Raw genomic sequence first — 21892 nt, forward strand, 5'->3', positions numbered from 1 at the left:
CGACTGTGCCAGTGATTGCTGGCGGGATTGGCCGGGCGCACGGGAGGCGGCATGGCGAAGCACGAGCACGTACGGGTGGCGGTGATCGGATCGGGATTCGGTGGCCTCGGCGCCGCGGTCCGGCTGCGCCGCGAGGGGATCACCGACTTCGTGGTCCTGGAGCGGGCCGACTCCGTGGGCGGAACATGGCGGGACAACAGCTACCCCGGCTGTGCCTGCGACGTCCCCTCCCACCTCTACTCCTTCTCCTTCGCGCCCAACCCCGACTGGCCGCGGACCTTCTCCGGACAGCGCCACATCCGCGCGTACCTGGAGCATGTCACGGACACCTTCGGGATCCGCCCCCACCTGCGCCTCGGCCACGAGGTGCGGCGGATGGAGTGGGACACCGAGACGCTCCGCTGGGAGATCGAGACCAGCCGGGGCAGCTTCAGCGCCGAGGTCGTCGTCTCCGCCACCGGGCCGCTCTCCGACCCCAAGATCCCGGACATCCCGGGGCTCGCCGACTTCCCCGGCAAGGTCTTCCACTCCGCCCGCTGGGACCACGACTACGACCTCACCGGCAAGCGCGTCGCCATGATCGGCACCGGCGCCTCCGCCATCCAGATCGTGCCCGCGATCCAGCCCCGGGTCGGCCGGCTGACGCTCTTCCAGCGCACGCCCCCGTGGGTCATGCGCCGCATGGACCGGGCGATCACCGGCCCCGAGCGCTGGCTCCACCGCGCCGTGCCCGCCACCGGCACCCTGCGCCGCGGCCTGCTCTGGGGCATCCGCGAACTCCAGGTCGGCGCCTTCACCAAGCACCCGAACGAACTCGGGCTCGTCGAGAAGCTCGCCAAGGCCAACATCTCCAAGTCCATCAAGGACCCGGTGCTCCGCGCCAAGCTGACGCCCTCGTACCGCATCGGCTGCAAGCGCATCCTGCTCTCCAGCACGTACTACCCGGCCGTCGCGCAGCCCAACGTCGACGTGGTCGCCTCCGGACTCCGCGAGGTCCGCGGCTCGACCCTGATCGCCGCCGACGGCACCGAGACCGAGGTCGACGCGATCGTCTTCGGCACCGGCTTCCACGTCACCGACATGCCGATCGCCGAACGGGTCGTCGGCGCCGAGGGCAGGACCCTCGCCGAGACCTGGAAGGGCGGCATGGAGGCGCTGCGCGGCGCCACCGCCGCCGGCTTCCCCAACTTCATGACGGTCATCGGCCCCAACACGGGCCTCGGGAACTCCTCCATGATCCTCATGATCGAGTCCCAGCTGAACTACATGGCCGACTACCTGCGCCAGCTCGACGTGCTCGGCGGGCGCGCCGCCCTCGCCGTCCGGCCCTCGGCCGTCGGTGCCTGGAACCGCAAGGTGCAGGCCCGGATGGAGCGGACCGTCTGGAAGGCGGGCGGCTGCGAGAGCTGGTACCTCGACGCCAACGGCCGCAACACCACGCTGTGGCCGGGCACGACCGGCGAGTTCCGGCGGGAGACCCGGCAGGTCGACCTCTCCGAGTACGAGGTGATCCGCGCGACCGGCCCGGTCCCGGCGACCGGGACGCGCACCGCCTCCCGCAAGAAGGAGGCCGCCCAGTGAACCGGCACCTGACCTCGCTGCCCACGCCCCGCGAACTCACCGCCCTCTCCGCCGACGGCGCCCCGATCCACGTCGAGGTGTACGGCCCCGAGGACGCGCCCGCCGTCGTCCTCGCCCACGGCTGGACCTGCTCGATCACCTTCTGGGCCGAGCAGATCCGGGCCCTCGCCGCCGACCACCGGGTCATCGCCTACGACCAGCGCGGCCACGGCCGGACCCCGGCCCCCGCCCCCGACGGCGGCGCGGGCTACTCGACGACCGCGCTCGCCGACGACCTGGAGGCGGTGCTCGCCGCCACCCTCGGCCCCGGTGAGCGGGCCGTCCTGGCCGGCCACTCCATGGGCGGCATGACCATCATGGCCGCCGCCGAGCGCCCCGGCTTCCGGCAGCACGCCGCCGCCGTCCTGCTCTGCTCCACCGGGTCCTCGCGGCTGACGGCCGAGGCCACTGTCGTACCGCTGCGGCCCGGCGGTCTGCGCAGCCGGCTGACCAGGGCCGTCCTCGGCGCGAAGGCGCCGCTCGGCCCGGTCAACGCCGTCTCGAAGAAGGTCCTCAGGTACGCGACCATGGGACCCGGCTCGGCGCCGGACCGGGTCGAGACCTGCGCCCGGATCGTGCACGCCTGCCCGCGCGGCGCCCGGTACGGCTGGTCACAGGTCCTGGCCGGGATCGACCTCGAAGCCGGACTGCGGGCGCTGCGGCTGCCGGTGGCCGTGCTCGTCGGCACCGCCGACCGGCTCACCCCGGCCGTCCACTCCCGTGCGATGGCGGACGCGCTGCCGCACTGCACGGGCCTCGTCCAGCTGGCCGGCATGGGCCACATGACGCCGGTGGAGGCCCCCGAGGCCGTCACCGCGCAGATCCGCGAACTGACCCTCACGTACCTGGGCGCGAAGTCCGGCGAGAAGGAGAAGGAGCAGGCATGAGCAGGGTGAGCCTGGAAGGACAGGTCGCGGTCGTCACCGGAGGAGCCCGAGGCGTCGGGGAGCTCCTCGCCCGCAAGCTCTCCGCACGCGGCGCGAGGATCGCGCTCGTCGGCCTGGAGCCGGAGCAGCTCAAGGAGGTCGCGGGCCGGCTCCACACGGAGGCCGACTGGTGGCACGCCGACGTCACCGACCACGAGGCGATGGCCCGGGTCGCGGCCGAGGTGAAGGAGCGGTTCGGGAAGGTCGACATCGTCGTCGCCAACGCCGGTGTCGCGGCGGGCGGTCCGTTCGTCGACTCCGACCCGGCGGCCTGGCGACGGGTCATCGAGGTCAACCTGATCGGCGGCGCGGTGACGGGCCGGGCGTTCCTGCCCGTCCTCATGGAGTCCCGGGGGTACTTCCTCCAGATCGCCTCGCTCGCCGCGCTCACCCCGGCCCCGATGATGACGGCGTACTGCGCCTCCAAGTCGGGCGTCGAGGCCTTCGCGCACAGCCTGCGCGCCGAGGTCGCCTACAAGGGCGTGAAGGTCGGGGTCGGCTATCTGTCCTGGACCGACACGGACATGGTGCGGGGCGCGGACCAGGACGACGTGATGAAGGAACTGCGGCAGCGGCTGCCGTGGCCCTCGAACCGCACGTACCCCCTCGGCCCGGCCGTCGACCGGATCGTGGCGGGCATCGAGCGGCGCTCGGCCCATGTGTACGCGCAGTGGTGGCTGCGGGGGATGCAGTCGGTCCGCGGCTACCTGCCCGGCATGATCGCGACGGTCGGACGGCGCGAGATGGAGCGCTTCGAGCCGCGCCTGGCCTCGGTCTCCAAGGGGCTGGTGGGCGCGGGCGGCGCGGCCGACGAGCAGGCGCGGAAGGGCCGCGTCTGACGGGCGCCCGTACGCGGGGCCGTACCGGGGGCCGTGCCGGAACGCCCCCGCGTACGGAACGTAACTGATCGAAATGCGTGGAATGTTCGCTCGTGCAAGGCTGGTCGAGGCCCAAGGGGCGCACCGCCCCGGCCCCCTCACACCCTTTTAGGAGTGAACCTTCATGGGCATGGCAGACCAGTTCAAGGACAAGGCGGAGCAGCTCAAGGAGCAGGCCAGGCAGGCCGCGGGCAAGGCGAAGGACGAGGCGTCCGAGCGTGCCTCCCGGGGCCGGGACCGCTCCGGCGACGAGACCCGCAGGGCCCAGCAGGAGGCCCAGGACCGGATGGACCAGGACTACGACGCCTGACGTCGGCCCGCTTCGCGCGGAGTCCTCGCGGAATCCTTGAAGGAGGCGCACCCGGGTGACCGGGTGCGTCTCCTCGCGTCATGGGCCGAAAAGTCGTACGCGCCGGAGGGCGGATCTTCGTACCGTGGCGCCCATGGCCGTACTTGAGCGACTGCGATCCGACCACGCGCCCGCCCTGCTCGCCTTCGAGCGGGAGAACCGGGGGTACTTCGCCGCGTCCGTGCCCGACCGGGGGGACGCCTACTTCACCGACTTCGAGGAGCGGCACCGGGCGCTGCTCGACGAGCAGGGGGCCGGGGCGATCCACTTCCACGTGCTCGTGGGGGAGGACGGCGGGATCCTCGGGCGGTTCAACCTCGTCGACGTCGCCGACGGGGCCGCCGAGTTGGGGTACCGGGTGGCCGAGCGGGCGGCCGGGCGCGGGGTGGCGACCGCCGGGGTCCGCGCGGTGTGCCGGCTGGCGCGCGAGGAGTACGGGCTGAGCCGGCTCACCGCCGTCACGACCCTCGACAACGACGGGTCGAGGGTCGTGCTGGGCCGGGTCGGCTTCGGCGCGGTGGGGAGCGTGACGCTCGACGGGCGGCCGGGCACCTCGTACGAGCTGGACCTGAGCCACGCCCCCGGCCTCGTCGGCGTCTAGGGAACGTCCCGCCTCGGGGGCAGCTTCGGGCGGGAGCGGTCCGGGAGGTCCTCGTACCCCGGCGGGCTCGCCGCCGGGGTCTCGGTGAGGAGCGCGAGGGCGACGTGGACCGCGTCGTCGAGCTGGGCGTGGCGGCCCTCGGCCCAGTCGAGCGGGGTGCGCAGGACCGCGAGGTCGGGTTCGACGCCGTGGTTCTCCAAAGACCAGCCGTACTCGGGGAACCAGGCCGCGTTCATCGGGACGGTGATCTGGGTGCCGTCGCCGAGCCGGTGGCGGCCGGTCATGCCCACCACCCCGCCCCAGGTGCGCTGGCCGACGACCGGGCCGAGGCCGAGGAGTTTGAACGCGGCGGTGATCATGTCGCCGTCGGAGGAGGTGGCCTCGTCGGCGAGGGCGACGATGGGGCCGCGCGGGGCGTTGGAGGCGTACGCGACGGGCTGGGCGTTGCGGGTGAGGTCCCAGCCGAGGATCTTGCGGGTGAGCTTCTCGATGACGAGTTCGCTGATGTTGCCGCCCGCGTTGCCGCGCACGTCGACGATGAGGGCCGGCCGGGAGACCTCCATGCGCAGGTCGCGGTTGAACTGGGCCCAGCCCGAGCCGCCCATGTCGGGGATGTGCAGGTAGCCGCAGCGGCCGCCGCTGATCTCCCGTACCACCGCACGGCGTTTGGCGACCCAGTCCTGGTAGCGCAGCGGGCGTTCGTCGACGAGCGGGACGACGGCGACGCGGCGGGCCCTGCCCTCGCCCTCGGCGGGGGTGAAGGTGAGTTCGACGGTGGTGCCGCCGGTGCCGGAGAGCAGCGGGTACGGGCCGGTGACCGGGTCCACGGGCCGGCCGTCGACGTGGGTGAGGACGGCGCCCGCGCGGATGCCCGTACCGGCCAGCGGGGAGCGGGCCTTGGAGTCGGAGGACTCGCCGGGCAGGATCCGCTTCACCGTCCAGCCGTTCTCCCGGAGGACGAGGTTGGACCCGAGGAGGCCCATGGGCCGCTGGTAGTGCGGCGGTCCCTCGTTGCGGCGGGCGGGGGTGACGTACGCGTGGGAGGTGCCCAGTTCGCCGACGACCTCCCGGAGCAGGTCGGCGAACTCGTCGGGGGAGGCGATCCGTTCGACGAGGGGCCGGTACTGGTCGAGGACGGCCGTCCAGTCGACCCCGCCCATGCCGGGCTCCCAGAAGTAGGCGCGGACGATCCGGCCGGCCTCGTCGAAGGCCTGCCGCCACTCGGCGCCCGGGTCGACCTCGTGGAGGATGCGCCGCAGGTCCAGGTAGACGGTGGAGTCGCCGTCCCCGGACTCGGTGGCGGGGACGGCCCGCAGCTCGCCCTCGTCGGCGACGACGAGCCGGGTGCCGTCGCCGCTGACCGCGAACCAGTCGAGGTCCTTGGCGAGTTCGCTCTTGCGGGCCTTGGTGATGGAGAAGTACTCCAGGGTGGGGCGGCCGGAGGTGTCGGCGGGGTTGGCGAACGTCTCGCCGAGCGCGCCCGAGATGGGCCAGCGCAGCCAGACCAGGCCGCCGCCGCTGACCGGGTGCAGGGCGGAGTACTTGGAGGCGGTGACCGGGAAGGGCGTGACCCGGTCGGGGAGCCCCTCGATCTCGACGGTGACCGTTCCGTCGGCCGTCTCCGTGTCGTCGTCGGCGGGGTCGAGACCGCCGGCCGCCGGGCGCCCGTCGGGGAGCAGCGCGAAGGGGGAGGGCGTGGCGGAGGAGAGCGGCACGAGGTAGGGGCGGCAGCCGAGCGGGAACGACAGGTCGCCGGTGTGCACGTCGTACACCGGGTCGAAGCCCCGCCAGGAGAGGAAGGCGAGGTAGCGGCCGTCCCGGGTGAAGACGGGGTTCTCGTCCTCGAAGCGGCCGTTGGTGACGTCGACGACGGTCCGGGCGCCGGGGCCGGAGATCCGCGCCATCTTGATGGAGCGCAGGGAGCGGCCGATGCCGGGGTGGGACCAGGTGAGCCAGGCGCCGTCGGGGGAGAAGGCGAGGTCGCGGACGGGCCCGTTGACGGACCTGATCAGCTCGGTGACTCCCCCGGAGCCCTCGGCCGGGGAGGTGTCCGCGTCCGGTCCGGACTCCTCCGCGGTGTCCAGGAGCAGGAGCCGTCCGTCGTGGGAGGCGATGGCGAGCCGCTCGCCGTCGGGGTCGGCGACGAGCTCCTCGACGCGGCCGAGGTCGCCGGAGGCGAGGCGGCGCGGGGGGCGGTCGCCGCTGGCGCGCGGCAGGGAGGCGATCTCGACGGCGTCCTCTCCCTCGGCGTCGGTGACGTACGCGACCTGGCCGCCGCTGCCCAGCATCTCGGGGAGCCTGACCCGGACGCCCGGGGAGTCGATGATCGTGCGGGCCGGGCCGTCGCGGTGCGTCAGCCAGTACAGGCTGCCGCGCACGGAGACGGCGCTGGCCCGGCCGGTCTCGTCGACGGTGACCGCGTCGACGTGGTGGGCGGCGGGCACCTGGTAGGAGCGGCGGCCGACGCGCTGGCCGCCGAGCCGCACCTCCAGCCTCCGGGGGCGGGAGTCGGGGGTGAGGGCGTCGACGATCCACAGGTCGCCGGCGCACTGGTAGACGACCCGCTGTCCGTCGGTGGAGGCGTGCCGGGCGTAGAACTCGTCGTGGTCGGTGTGGCGGCGCAGGTCGGTGCCGTCGGGCCGGCAGGAGTAGAGGTTGCCGACGCCCTCGTGGTCGGAGAGGAAGGCGACGCGGCCGCCGACGGCCATGGGGCTGTCGAGGTGGCCGCCGATGTCGGGCAGCAGCCGTTCGCCGTGCAGCCAGAGGCGGCCGGTGGCGCCGCCGAGGTAGCGTTTCCAGGCGGCCGGCTCGTGGGGCGGCTTTCCGGTGAGGAGGAGGGAGCGGCGCTCGCCCTCGTGGTCGGGGCGGGAGGCGTCGCCGGTGATGGCGGTGTCGTCGGTGACCGCGATGTCGGAGACCGGGCCCCAGGGCAGCTTGCTGCCGGGGGTCCCGTCGGTGGGGACGGTGTAGGCCCAGGAGAAGTACGAGAAGGGCTGCCCGTGCGAGGAGACGGCGAGGATGTCGGAGCGGCCGTCCTTGTCGGGGGGTGTCCAGCCGCAGACCCGGGTGTCGGTGGAGCCCCAGTAGGTGAGGCGCCGGGCGGCCCCGCCCTCGATGGGCACGAGATGGATCTCCGGGTCGAGGCTGCGCCAGTTCGTGTACGCGATGAGGCGCCCGTCCGGCGAGAAGCGCGGGTGGCCGACCCGCGTGCGGTCGACGGTGAGCCGCCAGGCCCGGCCGGGGCGTTGGCCCTCGGGGGCGAGGGGGGCGATCCACAGGTCGTCCTCGGCGGCGAAGCACAGCAGGTCGTCGTGGAGGTGCGGGAAACGGAGATACGCGACGTCGTCACTCACCTGTTCATGCTTTCCGCGTGGAGGGGGTGAGGCAACTCGTACGTGTATGCGGGCGTCTCCGAAGGGGAGAGCCCGATGTGGTCCAGGACACGTACGAAACGGTTTCGTTTCGCTGAGAGCGGGGGTATCTTCGTACGGTACGAAGTCGTTTCGCTCGTTACACCCGGACCTGAACGGAGACACGGCCATGGCACGCAGCAGACTCACTCCCGAGCGGGAGTCCGAGCTGTACGCGGCCGTGCTCGACCTCCTCCGCGAAGTCGGCTACGACGCCCTCACCATGGACGCCGTCGCCGCCCGCACCCACTCCAGCAAGGCCACCCTCTACCGCCAGTGGGGGAGCAAGCCCGAGCTGGTCGCCAGGGCGCTGCGCGACAACAAGCCGGCCGATCTCTCGCAGATCGACACCGGCTCGCTGCGCGGCGACTTCCACGAGCTCCTCGACCGGACCGACGACTGCCAGATGGAGAAGGACTCCGCGCTGATGCGGGGTCTGGCCCATGCCGTCCACACCAACCCCGAACTGCACCGTGCGCTGCGCGAGCTGCTTATCGAACCCGAGATGAACGGCCTCGACGAAGTACTGCGCCGAGCGGTCCGCCGGGGCGAGGTCGACGCCGGGAACCCGGCACTGAACCTCGTTCCGCACATGCTGATCGGCGCGTTCGTCGCCCGCCCGCTGATCGAGGATCAGCCGGTCGACCACGCGTTCCTCAGCGCCTATGTCGACGCCGTCGTGCTCCCCTCACTCGGCGTCTAGAGCCACCTGTCACCCGCACCGGCGTCCCCGGCCGGAGCACCCCTCCCGACAGCACCAGTACCCCCTGACGCGCTCCGCTCTCGCCGTCGGGCCGGCTCCCCATGCCCTGTCCCACCCACACTGGGAGTACGCCCCCGTGGCCACGTTCCTGTACAAGTTGGGCCGTTCCGCCTTCCGGCGCCGACGGCTCGTCGCCCTCCTCTGGGTGGCCCTCCTGGCGGTCGCCGGGATCGGCGCCGCCACCGCACCCGCCGCGACCTCCGGCTCCTTCTCCATCCCCGGCACCGAGGCCCAGCGCGCCTTCGACCTGCTCGAAGAGCGCTTCCCGGGCGCCGGAGCCGACGGGGCCACCGCCCGGGTCGTCTTCAAGGCCCCCGAGGGCCAGAAGATGACCGACCCGGCGCACAAGGCCGTCGTCGAGGAGACCGTCTCCGCGCTGAAGAACGGGTCCGACCAGATCGTCTCGGTCACCGACCCGTACACCGCGCAGGCCGTCTCCCAGAACGGATCCACCGCCTACGTCTCCGTCGCCTACAAGGTCAACGCGATGGAGCTCACCGACGGGACGCGCGAGGCGCTGACCCAGGCCGGCGAGAACGCGCAGGGCAAGGGGCTGACCGTCGAGGTCGGCGGTGACGCCCTCCAGACCATGCCGGAGACCGGCTCCAGCGAGATCATCGGCGTCGTCATCGCCGGCATCGTCCTGGTCATGACCTTCGGCTCGCTCGTCGCCGCCGGACTCCCGCTGCTCACGGCGATCATCGGCGTCGGCATCGGCGTCTCCTCGATCACCGCGCTCGCGAACGTCCTCGACCTGGGCTCCACCACCTCCACCCTCGCGATGATGATCGGCCTCGCGGTCGGCATCGACTACGCCCTCTTCATCGTCTCCCGCTACCGCGCGGAGCTCGCCGACGGGCGCGAGAAGGAGGACGCGGCGGGCCGCGCGGTCGGCACGGCGGGCTCCGCCGTCGTCTTCGCCGGACTCACCGTCGTCATCGCCCTGGTCGGCCTGGCCGTCGTCAACATCCCGATGCTGACGAAGATGGGCTTCGCCGCCGCGGGCACGGTCGTGATCGCCGTCCTGATCGCGCTCACCCTGATCCCGGCCCTGCTGGGCTTCGCCGGCGACAAGGTCGTCGGCCGCAAGCAGCGCAAGGCCGCGAAGGCCGGTGCCGCGGGTGACGTCGCTGCCTCCACCGGGGCCAAGGCCGACAAGCCGAACGGCGGCACCCGCTGGGCCCGCTTCGTCATCCGCCGCCCCGTCATGGTGCTGCTCGTCGGCGTCCTCGGCCTCGGCGCGATCGCGCTGCCTGCCGCCTCCCTGGAGATGGGCCTCCCGGACGACGGCGCCAAGCCGACCTCCACCACCGAGCGCCGGGCGTACGACACCCTGTCCGACGGCTTCGGCCCCGGCTTCAACGGCCCGCTGCTCGTCGTCGTGGACGGCGACAAGGCGACCGCCGACCGGACGGTCTCCACGATCAAGGGCCTCGAAGGCTGGGCGGCGGTCACCCCGGCGACCCCGAACAAGGCCGGCGACGCCGCGATGATCACGGTGGTCCCGAAGGACCGCCCGTCCTCGGTCGCCACCGAGGGACTCGTCCACGACATCCGGGACGCCACCGGCGACGACGTGCTCGTCACCGGCGCCACCGCGATGAACATCGACTTCTCGCAGAAGATGAACGACGCCCTGGTGCCGTACCTGGCCCTCGTCGTCGGCCTGGCCTTCCTGCTCCTGACCCTGGTCTTCCGCTCGGTCCTCGTCCCCCTGAAGGCGGCCCTGGGCTTCCTGCTCTCGGTGGTCGCGGCGCTCGGCGCGGTCGTCGCGGTCTTCCAGTGGGGCTGGCTCGGCAGCCTCTTCGGGGTCGAGCAGACCGGCCCGATCATGTCGATGATGCCGATCTTCATGGTGGGTGTCGTCTTCGGTCTCGCGATGGACTACGAGGTCTTCCTCGTCACCCGCATGCGTGAGGCGTACGTCCACGGGGAGCGGCCCGGCGAGGCGATCGTGACCGGCTTCCGGCACAGCGCCCGGGTGGTCACCGCCGCCGCGGTGATCATGATCGCGGTCTTCGCCGGCTTCATCGGCATGACGGACCAGATGATCAAGATGATCGGCTTCGGCCTGGCCGTCGCGGTCCTCTTCGACGCCTTCGTGGTCCGGATGGCGATCGTCCCGGCCGTGCTCGCGCTCCTCGGCCACAAGGCCTGGTGGCTGCCGAAGTGGCTGGACCGGATCCTGCCGAACGTGGACGTGGAGGGCGAGGGGCTCGCCGCGGGGACGTCAGCCGACGGGTCCTCCGGCGCGAAGCCGGACCTCGTGAAGGTCTGACCCGCACCGGAACAGCTCGCGTACGCCGTCAGTGTGTCGTCATCGACGCACCGGCGGCGTACGTGTGTTTCAGGAAGCGGAGCAGGGCCGTCGTGTCGAACTGGACGACCGTGACCCCGTCGTCCTTGTGGAGCTCGACGACCGTCTGGACCCGGCCGCAGGGCCAGACGCCTATGTCGCCGCGGCGGGTCGGGGCGCGCAGCCCGGTCTCCAGGAGGACGCGGGGGAACGACCACTCCTCGCCGGGGAAGGCGAAGCGCACGGTGGCGGGGGAGAAGTCGGGGTCGTAGCGGAGGGCCACCGGAACGGGGCGCGAGAGCGGGGCGTCGCTGATGATCCGTCCCTTGGCGTGGTCCTCGATTCCATGGGCGTCGGTGGCGCGGGCGTCTTCACGGTCTTCCGGGGCGCGCATGGAAGTGCTCCTCACAGCCGTCTCTTTTGTACCTCGCTGTACTCAATGTCCCACTCTTTCCCCGTGCGAGCGCGGGCCATGCACAGGTGAGCACAGGTGTGGGCGGGGTCACCCGCGGCCGCGCGCCGCCGTTCTGTGACCTGTGCGCTCTTGCAAGTGCTTCGCAGGAGCGCTCATCATTCGGGACGTGCATGTACCTGACGGATTCATCAACGCCCCCGTATCGGTCGTCGCCGGAGTCGTCGCCGCCGGCGCCGTCGCCGTCAGCCTGCGCGGAGCCCGCCGCGAGCTGGACGACCGGACCGCCCCGCTCGCCGGACTCGTCGCCGCCTTCGTCTTCGCCGTGCAGATGCTGAACTTCCCGGTCGCCGCCGGGACCAGCGGACACCTCCTGGGCGGCGCGCTCGCGGCGATACTCGTCGGTCCCTGGACCGGCGTCCTCTGCATCGCCGTCGTCCTGCTGATGCAGGGCATCCTCTTCGCCGACGGCGGCCTCACCGCCCTCGGCGTGAACATCACCGTCATGGGCGTCGTCACGGTCGTCGTCGCCTACGCGCTCTTCCGCGGCCTCGTCCTGGTGCTGCCCCGCACCCGCGCCTCGGTCACCGCGGCCTCCTTCGTCGCCGCGCTCGTCTCCGTACCGGCCGCGGCCGCCGCCTTCACCCTCGTCTACGCGATCGGCGGCACCACCGACGTACCGCTCCCCAAGGTCCTCACGGCCATGGTCGGAGTCCACGTCCTCATCGGCATCGGCGAGGCCGTCATCACCATGCTGACCGTCGGCGCGGTCATCGCCGTCCGCCCCGACCTGGTCTACGGCGCCCGGGGCCTGACCGCCCCGCTCAAGCTCCGCGTCGACGGCGAGCTGGTCGACGCGGCGCCCGCCGCCGCGCCCGCGCCCGCCCGGTCCCCGAAGAAGCTGTGGATCGGCGGTGTCGTCACCGCCCTCGTCCTCGCCGGCTTCGTCTCCTTCTACGCCTCCGCCAGCCCCGACGGCCTGGAGAAGGTCGCCGCCGACAAGGGCATCGACGCCAAGGCCGAGGAGTACGAGCACGCCACCGCGGACTCCCCGCTCGCCGACTACGGCGTCAAGGGCATCGAGACCGCCCGGCTCTCCGGCGGACTCGCCGGCGTGATCGGCGTCGGCGCGACCCTCGCCGTCGGCACCGGCGCCTTCGTGGCCGTCCGCCGCCGCAGGAACGAGACCGGGGCGCGGGTCTGACACGGGCCCGGGGCACCGGCAGGGGAGCGCGCTGACATGGGAGCCGGGCACGCCCACAAGCTCTACCGGCACGCCCGCTCGCCGGTCCACGAGCTGCCCCCGCACACCAAGCTCGCCGCGGTCCTCGGCTTCGTCGTGGTCGTCGTCTCGACGCCCCGCGAGGCCGTCTGGGCCTTCGCCCTCTACGCCGTGCTCCTCGCGGCCGTGGCGGCGAAGGCCCGGATCCCGGCCGGCTTCCTGCTGAAGCGGCTCCTCATCGAGGTGCCGTTCGTCGCGTTCGCGCTGCTCATGCCCTTCGTCGTCCCCGGCGAGCGGACGACCGTCCTCGGGGTGTCGCTGAGCGTCCCCGGACTGTGGGGCGCCTGGAACGTCCTCGCCAAGGGCACCCTCGGCGTCGCCGCCTCCGTGCTCCTCGCCTCCACCACCGAACTCCGCGCCCTGCTCCTCGGCCTCCAGCGGCTGAGGCTGCCCCCGCTGCTGGTGCAGATCGCCTCGTTCATGATCCGGTACGGCGACGTCATCACCGACGAGATGCGCCGGATGTCCGTCGCCCGCCGCTCGCGCGGCTTCGAGGCGCGGGGCGTCCGCCACTGGGGCGTCCTCGCCAAGTCGGCGGGCGCGCTCTTCATCCGCTCGTACGAGCGCGGGGAGCGGGTCCACCTCGCCATGGTCAGCCGGGGGTACACGGGCACCATGCCCGTCATCGACGAGGTGACGGCGACCCGCGCCCAGTGGGCGTACGCGGCCGCGCTCCCGCTCACCGCGCTTCTGATCTGCCTCCTGGGATGGACCCTATGACCGCCCCTTCGCTCGAAGTGACCGGCCTCGCGTACGCGTACCCCGACGGCCACCAGGCCCTGTTCGGCGTGGACCTGACCGTCGCGCGCGGCGAACGGGTCGCCCTCCTCGGCCCCAACGGCGCGGGCAAGACCACCCTCGTCCTCCACCTCAACGGCATCCTCACCGGCGGCGCGGGCGGCGTCACCGTCGCCGGGCTCCCCGTCGGCAAGAAGCACCTCGCCGCGATCCGGCGCAAGGTCGGCATCGTCTTCCAGGACCCCGACGACCAGCTCTTCATGCCGACCGTCCGCGAGGACGTGGCCTTCGGGCCGGCCGCCGCGGGCCTGCGGGGCGCCGAGCTGGAGGCCGTCGTGACCCGCGCGCTGGAGAGGGTCGGGATGGCGGAGTACGCGGACCGGCCGCCGCACCACCTGTCCTTCGGGCAGCGCCGCCGGGTCGCCGTCGCCACCGTCCTCGCCATGGAGCCGGAGATCCTCGTCCTCGACGAGCCCTCCTCCAACCTGGACCCGGCCTCGCGCCGCGAGCTCGCCGACATCCTCCGTACGCTCGACGTCACCGTCCTCATGGTCACCCACGACCTGCCGTACGCCCTGGAGCTCTGCCCGCGCGCGGTGATCCTCAGCGAGGGCGTCATCGCCGCCGACGGGCGCACCGGCGAGATCCTCGCCGACGAGGAGCTGATGGCCCGGCACCGCCTGGAGCTGCCGTTCGGCTTCGTCCCGCGCTCCGTGGCCTGACCCCCGGAATCCGTCCCCCGCGGCCCGCGTTGCACCATGGGAGCCGGTCGTATCGCAAGGGAGAGTGGGTCGGGTGGACGTCCTGGGCACGGTGGCGGCGGGCTGGGAGCCGGTCAGGGACGCGTTCCTGCGCAACTTCGAGCAGCGCGGCGAGCGCGGGGCGGCGGTCGCCGTCCACCACGACGGGGTGCGGGTCGTGGACCTGTGGGCGGGCACCCGCGACGTCGACCCCGGTGCCGACGCGGCCCCCTGGACCGCCGACACCGCCCAGGTCGTCCGCTCGGCCACCAAGGGCGTCGCCGCCGCCGTACCCCTGCTGCTGCACCAGCGCGGCCTGCTCGACCTGGACGCCCCCGTCGCCGTGTACTGGCCCGAGTTCAAGGCGGCCGGCAAGGACCGCGTGACCGTACGGCAGCTGCTCGCGCACCGGGCCGGCGTCCCCGTCCTGGACCGGCCGCTCACCCTCGCCGAGGCCGTCGACCTGCCGACCGCGACCGGCGCGACAGCCGCCCAGGCCCCCGTCTGGGAGCCCGGCACCGCCCACGGCTACCACGCCCACACCTTCAGCTGGCTGCTCTCCGGCCTCGTCCACCGGGTCACCGGCCGCACCATCGGCCACTGGCTCGCCGAGGAGATCACCGGCCCCCTCGGCCTCGACCTGTGGATCGGGCTCCCGGCCGCCGAGACCCACCGGGTCGGCAGGATCGGCCCCGTCGAGGAGATCGAACCGGCGGGCGGCGGCGCCCTCAGGCTCCGCCCCAAGCGCTCCGTCTCCGAGGCGTACCGGGACCCGGCCTCCCTCACCCGCCGCGCCTTCGGGGTCATCGACCCCAAGCCCGACGAGAACGACCCGGTCTACCGCGCCGCCGAGCTGCCCGGCTCGGCCGGGGTGGCGACCGCCCGCGCCCTCGCCGGCTTCTACGCGGCCACCCTCGGTCCCGTGGACGGCGCCCCGCGCCTCTTCACCCCGGACACCCTCGCGCTCGCACGGACCGAGGAGTCCGCGGGGCCGGACCGGGTGCTGCTCGTCGGCACCCGCTTCGGCCTCGGCCACATGCTGCACGGCCCGGCCTCCCCGCTGCTCGGACCCTCGTCTTTCGGCCACCCCGGACGCGGCGGCTCGCTGGGCTTCGCCGACCCCGACGCGGGCATCGCCCTGGGGTACGTGACGAACGGCATGCGGAAGACGGTGACGGCCGACCCCAGGGCTCAGTCGCTGGTGAGAGCGGTCAAGTCGGTGACGGAAGGCCGTCCTTGAGGGTCCGGGCCCTCCCGGACCTGACATAGGGCGGACCCGACCTGACATTCTGCGCGCACGTCGCGCGGAGCGGTGATCAAGCCGCCGGTACCGTGTGCCCGCTCCACCGTCCGGTGGACCAGGCGCACGGGGGCGCATGTGATCGAGATTCCGTTGACGACTTCCGAACGCGGGACGATTCGGATCGCCGAAAGCCGGCTCTGGGAGACCTTCGGCAGCATCGGGCTGCTGTCCGCGCACCGGGGGCTCGCCCCCTGGCCGTACACCAACTGGGGCAGGGCGACCCGCCGTTCGCTGATGCGGGCCGACGTGACCATCCCGGGGTGGCTCGTCCACCTCTACCGGGTCAGCGGCGGAACCCTGCCCTCCTTCCTCCTGCCCGTCCCGACCTCCGCCCCGCAGGCCGGCCTGGCGGAGGAGATCGCGTCCCTCCGGTCCGTGTCCCCGGCCCGGGTGCGCGAGGAGCTGGAACGGTGGTTCCCGCAGGGCGTCCCCGCCGAGGTGCGCCCGCTGCACGCGGACCCGGAGGCGCGGATCGCCGAGCTGTGCGCCTTCCTCCCGCGCTACTGGCGGGCCGCCCTTGCCCCGTTCGGGGGACCCCTGCGGGCCGTCACGGAGGACGACATCCTGCTCCGCGCCCGCGTCCTCGCGACCCAGGGCCCGGAGAAACTCCTCGGCGGCCTGCGCGGCCGGCTCTCCCGGCACGGCGACGTCCTGAGGCTGAACGTCAGGACGCCGGGCGTGGCCGGGCCGGGCGGGACCCTGCCCGGCGGCGGCGGTCCCGGCGGTGGCGCCGGGGTGCCGCACGCCTCCCGCGTCGTCCTCGTCCCCCTGGTGTTCGGCCGGGGGGCGTCCCTCGTCGGCTCCGCCCCGGACGGTGCGACGGCCGTGTCGTACCAGGCCGAGGGGGCCGCCGTACTCGCCGGCGAGATGCGGCCCGGCCGGCGGGCCGACGAACCCGCGCGCGGCGACCGCCTGGAGATCCTGCTCGGCCGCAGCCGGGCCGGCGTCGTCCGCGCGCTCGTCGCGCCGACCACCACCTCGGACCTGGCGACGACGCTGGGACTCGCCCCCAGCACGGTCTCCGAGCACCTCACCTCGCTGGTGGCCGCGGGGGTCGTGCGGCGCCGCCGGGCGGGCGTGCGGGTGCTGTACGAGCTGGACGGCTCGGGTGTCGTGCTGCTCAGGCACCTCGACAACTGGCGTAGGGTCAACGCGCCGTCGTGCGAAACCAGTTGATACACGCAGCAACGAGGAGGAACCACATGACCGACGAGAACGCCGCGGACGCGACGAGCGCCGCGGACGCCACGAACGCCACCTACGAGAAGCTGATCGCCCTGCTCGACGAGCGCGGGGCGGCGTACCGGGTGATCGAGCACGCCCCCGAGGGCGCCACCGAGGCGGTCAGCGCGCTGCGGGGTCACACGCTCGCCGAGGCGGCCAAGTGCATCATCGCGATGGTGAAGATCGGCAAGAAGGAGAAGCGCTTCGCGCTGGTCGTCGTCCCCGGCGACCGCCGGATCGACCTGGGCGCCGTGAAGGCGCTGTACGGCGGCACCTACGTCTCCTTCGCCTCCCCGGAGATCGCCGAGGACCTGGCAGGATCGCCGAGCGGCACGATCCTGCCGTTCTCCTTCGACGAGCGCCTCGAACTCCTCGTCGACCCGGACCTGCTGGTCCACCCGGAGTTCTACTTCAACGCGGCGCGGCTCGACCGTTCGATCGCCCTGTCGGCGGAGGACTACCGGTCGATCGCCGAGCCGCGCGTGGAGCGGGTCTCGACCGACTGACCCTCCCGCGACCCGGGATCACGCCATGGCGGGCGTCAGCGCCAGCACCATCCCCAGGCCGACGAGCACGGTGCCGATGACCTTGTTGAGCACCGTCTGCCGCTTCAGCAGCCGGGAGCGCAGGCTCTGCTGGGAGAAGAGGAGCGCGGCCAGCGCGAACCAGACCAGGTGGGCGAACGACATGAACAGGCCGTAGCCGACCTGCTGGAAGACGGGGGTGTCGGCGCTGACGACCTGTGTGTACGTGCTCAGCACGAACAGCATCGTCTTCGGGTTGAGCGCGTTCGTCAGGAAACCGGTGCGCAGCGCGCCCGCCTTCGACAGACCGCCGTCGCTCGACAGGTCGATGTCCACCTCGGTCTTGGTGACGAACGTCTTGTACCCGATGTAGATGAGATAGGCGGCGCCGATCAGTTTCATCGCCATGAAAAGCATCGGGCTCCTGGAAACCAGAAGACCCACGCCCAGCATCGTGTAGGTGACGTGGACGAGAACGCCCAGCGCAATTCCGACGGCGGCGAGAACGCCTGCGGTCCGTCCGTACAGATAACTGTTGCGGACGGTCATCGCGAAATCCGCGCCGGGGCTGATGACAGCCAGAATGGTGATGACCGCCACGGCGATGAGCTGACCCATGTACCCGTCTTCCCGTCTTCTCACTCAAGGGGTACGCGGGCGGGGGGCGGCGCCTTCGCGGACGCCGGCCCCCGCACCCGCGCCTGACATCAGGGCTTGTGACGGTAGGTGATGACCAGCACGTCGCGCGAGGCCGGGGCGCCGGAGTCGATCTGCTCGATGGGCGTGACGCCGTGGTAGACCCGCTCGTCGTTGACGAGGGCCACGTCGAGCGGGTCCGTGAGCTCGAACTTCTCGACCGGCTGCTTGTCCAGGTTGAACACGGTGCTCTCGCCGCCGGTGGCGTTCGAACGGCCGATCATCGCCATCAGGACGAAGGTGACACCGTCGCGGTGGACACCCTCCGGCGTGGGCAGGCCGACCTCCTCGCCGTCGACCTCGATGCGGAACTGGTGCGCCTCGATGTGCCAGCCCGAGTACGGGGCGAGCCGGCCGAAGACGTCGAGGCCGAGCGTGAGCAGGCCGTCCATCGTGCGGCCGCGCAGGCTCTGCTCCTCGAACGGCTCGTAGTGGCGGGCCACGCCACCGTTGAGGGTGTTGTAGTCGAGCCCCTGGTAGTGCGGCTGGTGCGCCTCGACGCGGTAGTCGACGCTCGCCCGGGGCGCGCTCAGCGTGGCGTGCCGGCGGCGGCGGTAGCGGCCGCCGTCCGCCATGTAGCTGTCGAGCGGCATCCGGGTCCAGCTGTCGCGGAAGGGCTCCAGGTCGTCGAGCGCGGACTCGGACCGGTGGAGGAGGAGCTGCTTCACCTTCTCACTGGAGATCAGGTCGTAGCTCCGGGAGGAAAGGGACTCGGCAATTTCCTCGACACCGGCCTGGTACGACGGATTCGACAAGGTCAGCGAAGACGACGAAGACATGATTTCCCCCTGTGGTCCAAGTGTTCGGCGGCGCAGTAATCGTGGTATTCGCGCCAGGGGTGTGTCAAAGCCTTTCGGCCCTGGCCGAATCGCCGTATGAAGGCTTTGTCTTCGCCTTTATCCCGGGCAATTCGTGAACGGAGTGTTGCGGGCGGCTGGCGCGGGAGCGGAGCCGGATGCTGAGATCGACCCATGAACCCCATGGACCTCAGGGAACGCTTCGGCGGGTACGCGGTACTGATCACGGGCGCGGCACGCGGGATCGGCGCGGCCACCGCGCGACGGCTCGCGGCGGAGGGGGCGCGGGTCCTCGTCACGGACATCGACGAGGACGAGGCGCGCAGGACGGCGGCGGACATCCCCGGGGCGGAGGCCCACCCCTGCGACGTGGCCTCCCAGCCCTCGGTGGACGCGGCGGTCGCCCACGCCGTGCGGACCTTCGGCGGCCTGGACGTCCTCGTCAACAACGCCTACGGCCCGGTCGTCCCCGACCGGGACCGCTTCGAGGACGAGCCCGACGGGATCTGGGCCACCCAGCACGACGTCACGTTCATGGGAGCCGTCCGCTGCTCCCGCGCGGCCCTGCCGCACCTGGCGGCGGCCGGCGGACGCGGGGCGATCGTCACCATCGGCTCGGTCAACGCGGAGGCGGACTTCGGCGGCCACGCCTACAGCGCGGCGAAGGCGGGCCTCGCGTCCCTCACCCGCACGCTGGCGGGCGACGCGGCGCCGCGCGGGGTCCGCGTGAACCAGATCAACCCGGGCACGATCGCGACGGCGTCCTGGCAGGACCGCGGCCCCCAACTGACCGCCCTGGCCGACCGCGTCTACCCCCTGGCCCGCGTGGGCACCCCGGAGGACGTGGCGGCCGCGGTCGCCTTCCTGGCCTCGCGGGACGCCTCCTGGATCACCGGCACGGTCCTCCGCGTGGACGGAGGCCTGCTGGCGGTGAACACCCACTTCGGCGAGGTGCTGGGGGACTGACAGGGGGCCGGTCGCCGGGCCGCCGCACCCGGCGTCGTACGGGCCTCATCCGTGGCGCGTGCGCCGGCCCGGTCGGGGCCGGTCAGCCGGTCGTGGGGATCGGCTGGTCCGGGTTGTCCAGCCACGGAGTCTCACCTGTGGCGGTCACGGTCAGACCGAACCGTTCGGGGCCGGGACGGTCGTGCAGCGTCCACCACGTGTACGCGGCCTCCGCCTCGTTCCAGAGGCGCCGTGGTCCGTACTGCCAGACCGTGAACCGGTCGTCCGACGTCCCGTCCCAGTCCACGGCCGCCCACGACGTGGCGTCGGTGGTGGCCAGCCACAGCCGGGATGCCACCCCCGCGACATCCGGGTCGTCGTGCCACGTCCGCCACACGTCACGGAGCTGAAGCCCCATGGCGAACTGCGCGGCGAGATCGTCACCGGCCACCCGCCACGGCGGCAGGGTGGTGGTCGACTCCTCCGGGCGGTGGTCGTCGCGCACCACGTCCCGGAAGATCCGTAGGTCGGTCCGCTGTCGCCTCATGAGCATGAACGCGGAGTGCGGTGCGAACCGGCCCGACGCGCTTCCGGTGTCGTCCACGGTCATGCCGAGCAGCCCGTAGCAGACCCAAGGGCTGTCCCACGGGGTGAGGATGACGCCGCCGGGGCGTACCTGCGCGAGCCATGGGCGAGGGACGGACCGTACGGAGCAGGTGGCTACCAGCCGGTCGTACGGAGTGGTGCCGGCGTGCCCCTCGGCTCCGTCACCGGTGACGACTTCCACCGGGAGTCCCGCACGACGAAGGCGCTCCCGGGCTTCGGACGCCAACACGGGGTCGACTTCGACGGTCGTCACGTTCTCCGGGCCGGCGACGCAGGCCAGGAGGCCCGCGTTCCACCCTGTTCCGGTGCCGATCTCCAGGACCCGGTGTTCGGGCGCCACGCCGAGCATGTGCAGCATCCGGAACACGATGGACGGAGCCGAGGCGGACGACGACGGCCACCTGTCTCCGTCCACGGGGTCCATGCCGTCGTTGATCTGGGTGACCACGCTGTCGTCGGCGCAGACCGCCCGCAGCCATGCTTCCGGGTCTTCGGTGCGGTCGCAGGGCTCCCACTCGTCACCCAGGTACACCCGCTCGGGGACGAACGCGGACCGGGGGACGGCCCACGCCGCGCGTTCCCACTCGGGCGCCAGGGGCGCGTCCATGTCGTTGTTCACCGCGCCGAGCAGATCGCGGATGGCGATCTGCTCGGCCGCCGTGAGATTCGGTGGCGTCACCTACCGGTCCTTCTTGTGCTTCGGCGGATCCTTCGGCTTGGCCGTGTCGCTCGACGGCTTGCTGGTCCCCGGGTCCTTGTTCCCGGAGTGCTGCCCGCCGCCTCCCCCGCCGCCCTTACCCGTTCCCCAACCCATCCCGGTCTCCTCTCGGGTGACGCCTTCCGCGGAAATCCACTCACCGCTCTCCGCTCGGATTCGGCGGTGCACCCCGACGCTAGGAGCAAGGCCCTCTCGCGCTCCATGAGCTTGCACGGACTTGCACGCCAATTGCTGTGACCGATAACGATATTGACGGCATGTCTGCTGCTCAGCGACGCTCGTGCAAGTCCGAGCAAACATCTGGTCCAGGGAGCCGGCCATGGCCGTAGAGTTCGTCGGTATCGACCCCGACACCGATCGCGACCACTGCCCGACGGTGTGGGCGGACGCGGAAGCCCAGGAGATCTTGTTGCAGGGGTGGAAGCCGAGCGCGGAGACTCAGGCCCAGTGCGAGGCGGGCAGCCCCGCGAACGGTCCGGTACCCGACAGCGAGGCCATCGTCAGGATTCCGGCCCGCATGATTCCGATGATCAGGGAGGCGTGCGATGCCGTCGAGCGTGCCCGGCTTCGCTGAGCTCCTCGGCCGATGTGAGCGGTCCGCCGTTCATCTGGAACTGCGTGACTCGTACGCCCCCACCGACCGCTTCGCCGCGTGGAAGCGCGGCGAGCGGATCGACTGGTCCGACCGTGAGTCCTGGTGGCACCCGTACGACCAGTTGATCAGCGACACCGTGTCCAGGGGTGTGTCGATCCGCCGAGCCCGGATCGTCTCCGAGCCCGTGACGGAGTACATCCGGTGGGAGCACTACGTCACCCACGCCAACGTCACGGCCGGGGAGGAAGTCCGCTGGCTACCCCGACGACGGGCCACGGACATCCCCCTGCCCGGAAACGACTTCTGGCTGTTCGACGGCGCTCTTCTCCGCGTGCACCACTTCTCAGGCGACGGCGTGGTGGTCGAGGATGAGATCACCGAGGACGCCGAGACGGCGAAGCTGTGCACCACCGCCTTCGAGACGGTCTGGCGACGAGCGGTCCCGCACCACCTGTACGAGATCTGACGA

The 21892-nt window shown here is 72.2% G+C and carries 22 protein-coding genes; 16 read left to right on the forward strand and 6 right to left on the reverse strand.

Annotated features, from left to right (window positions below):
* Positions 1–51 precede the first annotated feature (51 nt).
* The 5 genes from ABT129_RS06660 to ABT129_RS06680 all read left to right on the forward strand — a co-directional run bounded on the left by ABT129_RS06660 (position 52) and on the right by ABT129_RS06680 (position 4374).
* Positions 52–1581, forward strand: coding sequence for a flavin-containing monooxygenase (locus ABT129_RS06660; protein ID WP_351897408.1), 1530 nt, complete (start codon positions 52–54; stop codon positions 1579–1581).
* Positions 1578–2507: an alpha/beta fold hydrolase gene (locus tag ABT129_RS06665; protein ID WP_351897410.1), complete on the forward strand. Its 930-nt coding sequence runs from the start codon at positions 1578–1580 to the stop codon at positions 2505–2507. The genes ABT129_RS06660 and ABT129_RS06665 overlap by 4 nt, the downstream gene beginning before the upstream one ends.
* Complete coding sequence (locus ABT129_RS06670; protein ID WP_351897412.1) at positions 2504–3385, forward strand: SDR family oxidoreductase; 882 nt, start codon at positions 2504–2506, stop codon at positions 3383–3385. The genes ABT129_RS06665 and ABT129_RS06670 overlap by 4 nt, the downstream gene beginning before the upstream one ends.
* A gap of 163 nt (positions 3386–3548) precedes the next feature.
* Entirely contained in the window at positions 3549–3734 is a 186-nt protein-coding gene (locus tag ABT129_RS06675; RefSeq protein ID WP_351897415.1) for a hypothetical protein, read from the forward strand.
* A gap of 133 nt (positions 3735–3867) precedes the next feature.
* Positions 3868–4374, forward strand: coding sequence for a GNAT family N-acetyltransferase (locus tag ABT129_RS06680; RefSeq protein WP_351897417.1), 507 nt, complete (start codon positions 3868–3870; stop codon positions 4372–4374).
* On the opposite strand, the gene ABT129_RS06685 is transcribed toward ABT129_RS06680, so the two are convergent.
* Positions 4371–7727, reverse strand: coding sequence for a S41 family peptidase (locus ABT129_RS06685; RefSeq protein WP_351897419.1), 3357 nt, complete (start codon positions 7725–7727; stop codon positions 4371–4373). The genes ABT129_RS06680 and ABT129_RS06685 overlap by 4 nt on opposite strands.
* A 187-nt stretch (positions 7728–7914) precedes the next feature.
* Here ABT129_RS06685 and ABT129_RS06690 point away from each other — a divergent pair, with 187 nt between their 5' ends.
* Entirely contained in the window at positions 7915–8487 is a 573-nt protein-coding gene (locus tag ABT129_RS06690) for a TetR/AcrR family transcriptional regulator (protein ID WP_351897421.1), read from the forward strand.
* A 136-nt stretch (positions 8488–8623) separates the two neighbouring features.
* Positions 8624–10825, forward strand: coding sequence for an MMPL family transporter (locus ABT129_RS06695; protein WP_351897424.1), 2202 nt, complete (start codon positions 8624–8626; stop codon positions 10823–10825).
* Between the two features lie 28 nt (positions 10826–10853).
* On the opposite strand, the gene ABT129_RS06700 is transcribed toward ABT129_RS06695, so the two are convergent.
* Positions 10854–11237 (reverse strand): SsgA family sporulation/cell division regulator, encoded by a 384-nt coding sequence (locus ABT129_RS06700; protein ID WP_351897427.1) that lies wholly within the window; start codon positions 11235–11237, stop codon positions 10854–10856.
* 187 nt (positions 11238–11424) lie between these two features.
* Here ABT129_RS06700 and ABT129_RS06705 point away from each other — a divergent pair, with 187 nt between their 5' ends.
* From ABT129_RS06705 to ABT129_RS06730, 6 genes are all read left to right on the forward strand, one after another.
* Complete coding sequence (locus ABT129_RS06705) at positions 11425–12459, forward strand: energy-coupling factor ABC transporter permease (RefSeq protein ID WP_351897429.1); 1035 nt, start codon at positions 11425–11427, stop codon at positions 12457–12459.
* 36 nt (positions 12460–12495) lie between these two features.
* Complete coding sequence (gene cbiQ, locus ABT129_RS06710) at positions 12496–13257, forward strand: cobalt ECF transporter T component CbiQ (RefSeq protein ID WP_351897432.1); 762 nt, start codon at positions 12496–12498, stop codon at positions 13255–13257.
* On the forward strand, positions 13245–13997 hold the full coding sequence (locus ABT129_RS06715; RefSeq protein ID WP_502981671.1) for an energy-coupling factor ABC transporter ATP-binding protein: 753 nt from the start codon (positions 13245–13247) through the stop codon (positions 13995–13997). Before cbiQ ends, ABT129_RS06715 begins: the two co-directional genes overlap by 13 nt.
* A gap of 73 nt (positions 13998–14070) precedes the next feature.
* Positions 14071–15255 carry a serine hydrolase domain-containing protein gene (locus ABT129_RS06720; protein ID WP_351897437.1) on the forward strand — a complete coding sequence of 395 codons (1185 nt, stop codon included), beginning with the start codon at positions 14071–14073 and terminating at the stop codon, positions 15253–15255.
* Positions 15256–15408: 153 nt separating this feature from the next.
* Positions 15409–16494, forward strand: a complete 1086-nt coding sequence (locus ABT129_RS06725; protein WP_351897440.1) for a helix-turn-helix domain-containing protein — start codon at positions 15409–15411, stop codon at positions 16492–16494.
* A gap of 26 nt (positions 16495–16520) precedes the next feature.
* Positions 16521–17048 (forward strand): YbaK/EbsC family protein, encoded by a 528-nt coding sequence (locus ABT129_RS06730; protein ID WP_351897443.1) that lies wholly within the window; start codon positions 16521–16523, stop codon positions 17046–17048.
* Positions 17049–17066: 18 nt separating this feature from the next.
* Here ABT129_RS06730 and ABT129_RS06735 read toward each other — a convergent pair whose 3' ends face one another.
* Both ABT129_RS06735 and ABT129_RS06740 read right to left on the reverse strand, forming a co-directional pair.
* The gene (locus ABT129_RS06735) at positions 17067–17684 is read right to left on the reverse strand and encodes a LysE family translocator (protein WP_351897445.1); all 618 of its coding nucleotides are present in this window, start codon (positions 17682–17684) and stop codon (positions 17067–17069) included.
* An 89-nt stretch (positions 17685–17773) separates the two neighbouring features.
* The gene (locus ABT129_RS06740) at positions 17774–18541 is read right to left on the reverse strand and encodes a 2OG-Fe dioxygenase family protein (RefSeq protein ID WP_351897447.1); all 768 of its coding nucleotides are present in this window, start codon (positions 18539–18541) and stop codon (positions 17774–17776) included.
* A gap of 201 nt (positions 18542–18742) precedes the next feature.
* On the opposite strand from ABT129_RS06740, the gene ABT129_RS06745 reads away from it, so the two are divergent.
* Positions 18743–19525: an SDR family NAD(P)-dependent oxidoreductase gene (locus tag ABT129_RS06745; protein WP_351897596.1), complete on the forward strand. Its 783-nt coding sequence runs from the start codon at positions 18743–18745 to the stop codon at positions 19523–19525.
* A gap of 82 nt (positions 19526–19607) precedes the next feature.
* Here ABT129_RS06745 and ABT129_RS06750 read toward each other — a convergent pair whose 3' ends face one another.
* Both ABT129_RS06750 and ABT129_RS06755 read right to left on the reverse strand, forming a co-directional pair.
* Entirely contained in the window at positions 19608–20789 is a 1182-nt protein-coding gene (locus ABT129_RS06750) for a methyltransferase domain-containing protein (protein ID WP_351897449.1), read from the reverse strand.
* Positions 20790–20924 carry a hypothetical protein gene (locus ABT129_RS06755; protein WP_351897451.1) on the reverse strand — a complete coding sequence of 45 codons (135 nt, stop codon included), beginning with the start codon at positions 20922–20924 and terminating at the stop codon, positions 20790–20792.
* Between the two features lie 223 nt (positions 20925–21147).
* Here ABT129_RS06755 and ABT129_RS06760 point away from each other — a divergent pair, with 223 nt between their 5' ends.
* Complete coding sequence (locus ABT129_RS06760; RefSeq protein ID WP_351897453.1) at positions 21148–21402, forward strand: hypothetical protein; 255 nt, start codon at positions 21148–21150, stop codon at positions 21400–21402.
* The gene (locus tag ABT129_RS06765; protein ID WP_351897455.1) at positions 21374–21889 is read left to right on the forward strand and encodes a DUF6879 family protein; all 516 of its coding nucleotides are present in this window, start codon (positions 21374–21376) and stop codon (positions 21887–21889) included. Before ABT129_RS06760 ends, ABT129_RS06765 begins: the two co-directional genes overlap by 29 nt.
* The last annotated feature ends 3 nt before the right edge of the window (positions 21890–21892 follow it).

Source organism: Streptomyces sp. NPDC002057 (genome assembly GCF_040296665.1).
In the GTDB taxonomy this organism is placed as follows: domain Bacteria; phylum Actinomycetota; class Actinomycetes; order Streptomycetales; family Streptomycetaceae; genus Streptomyces.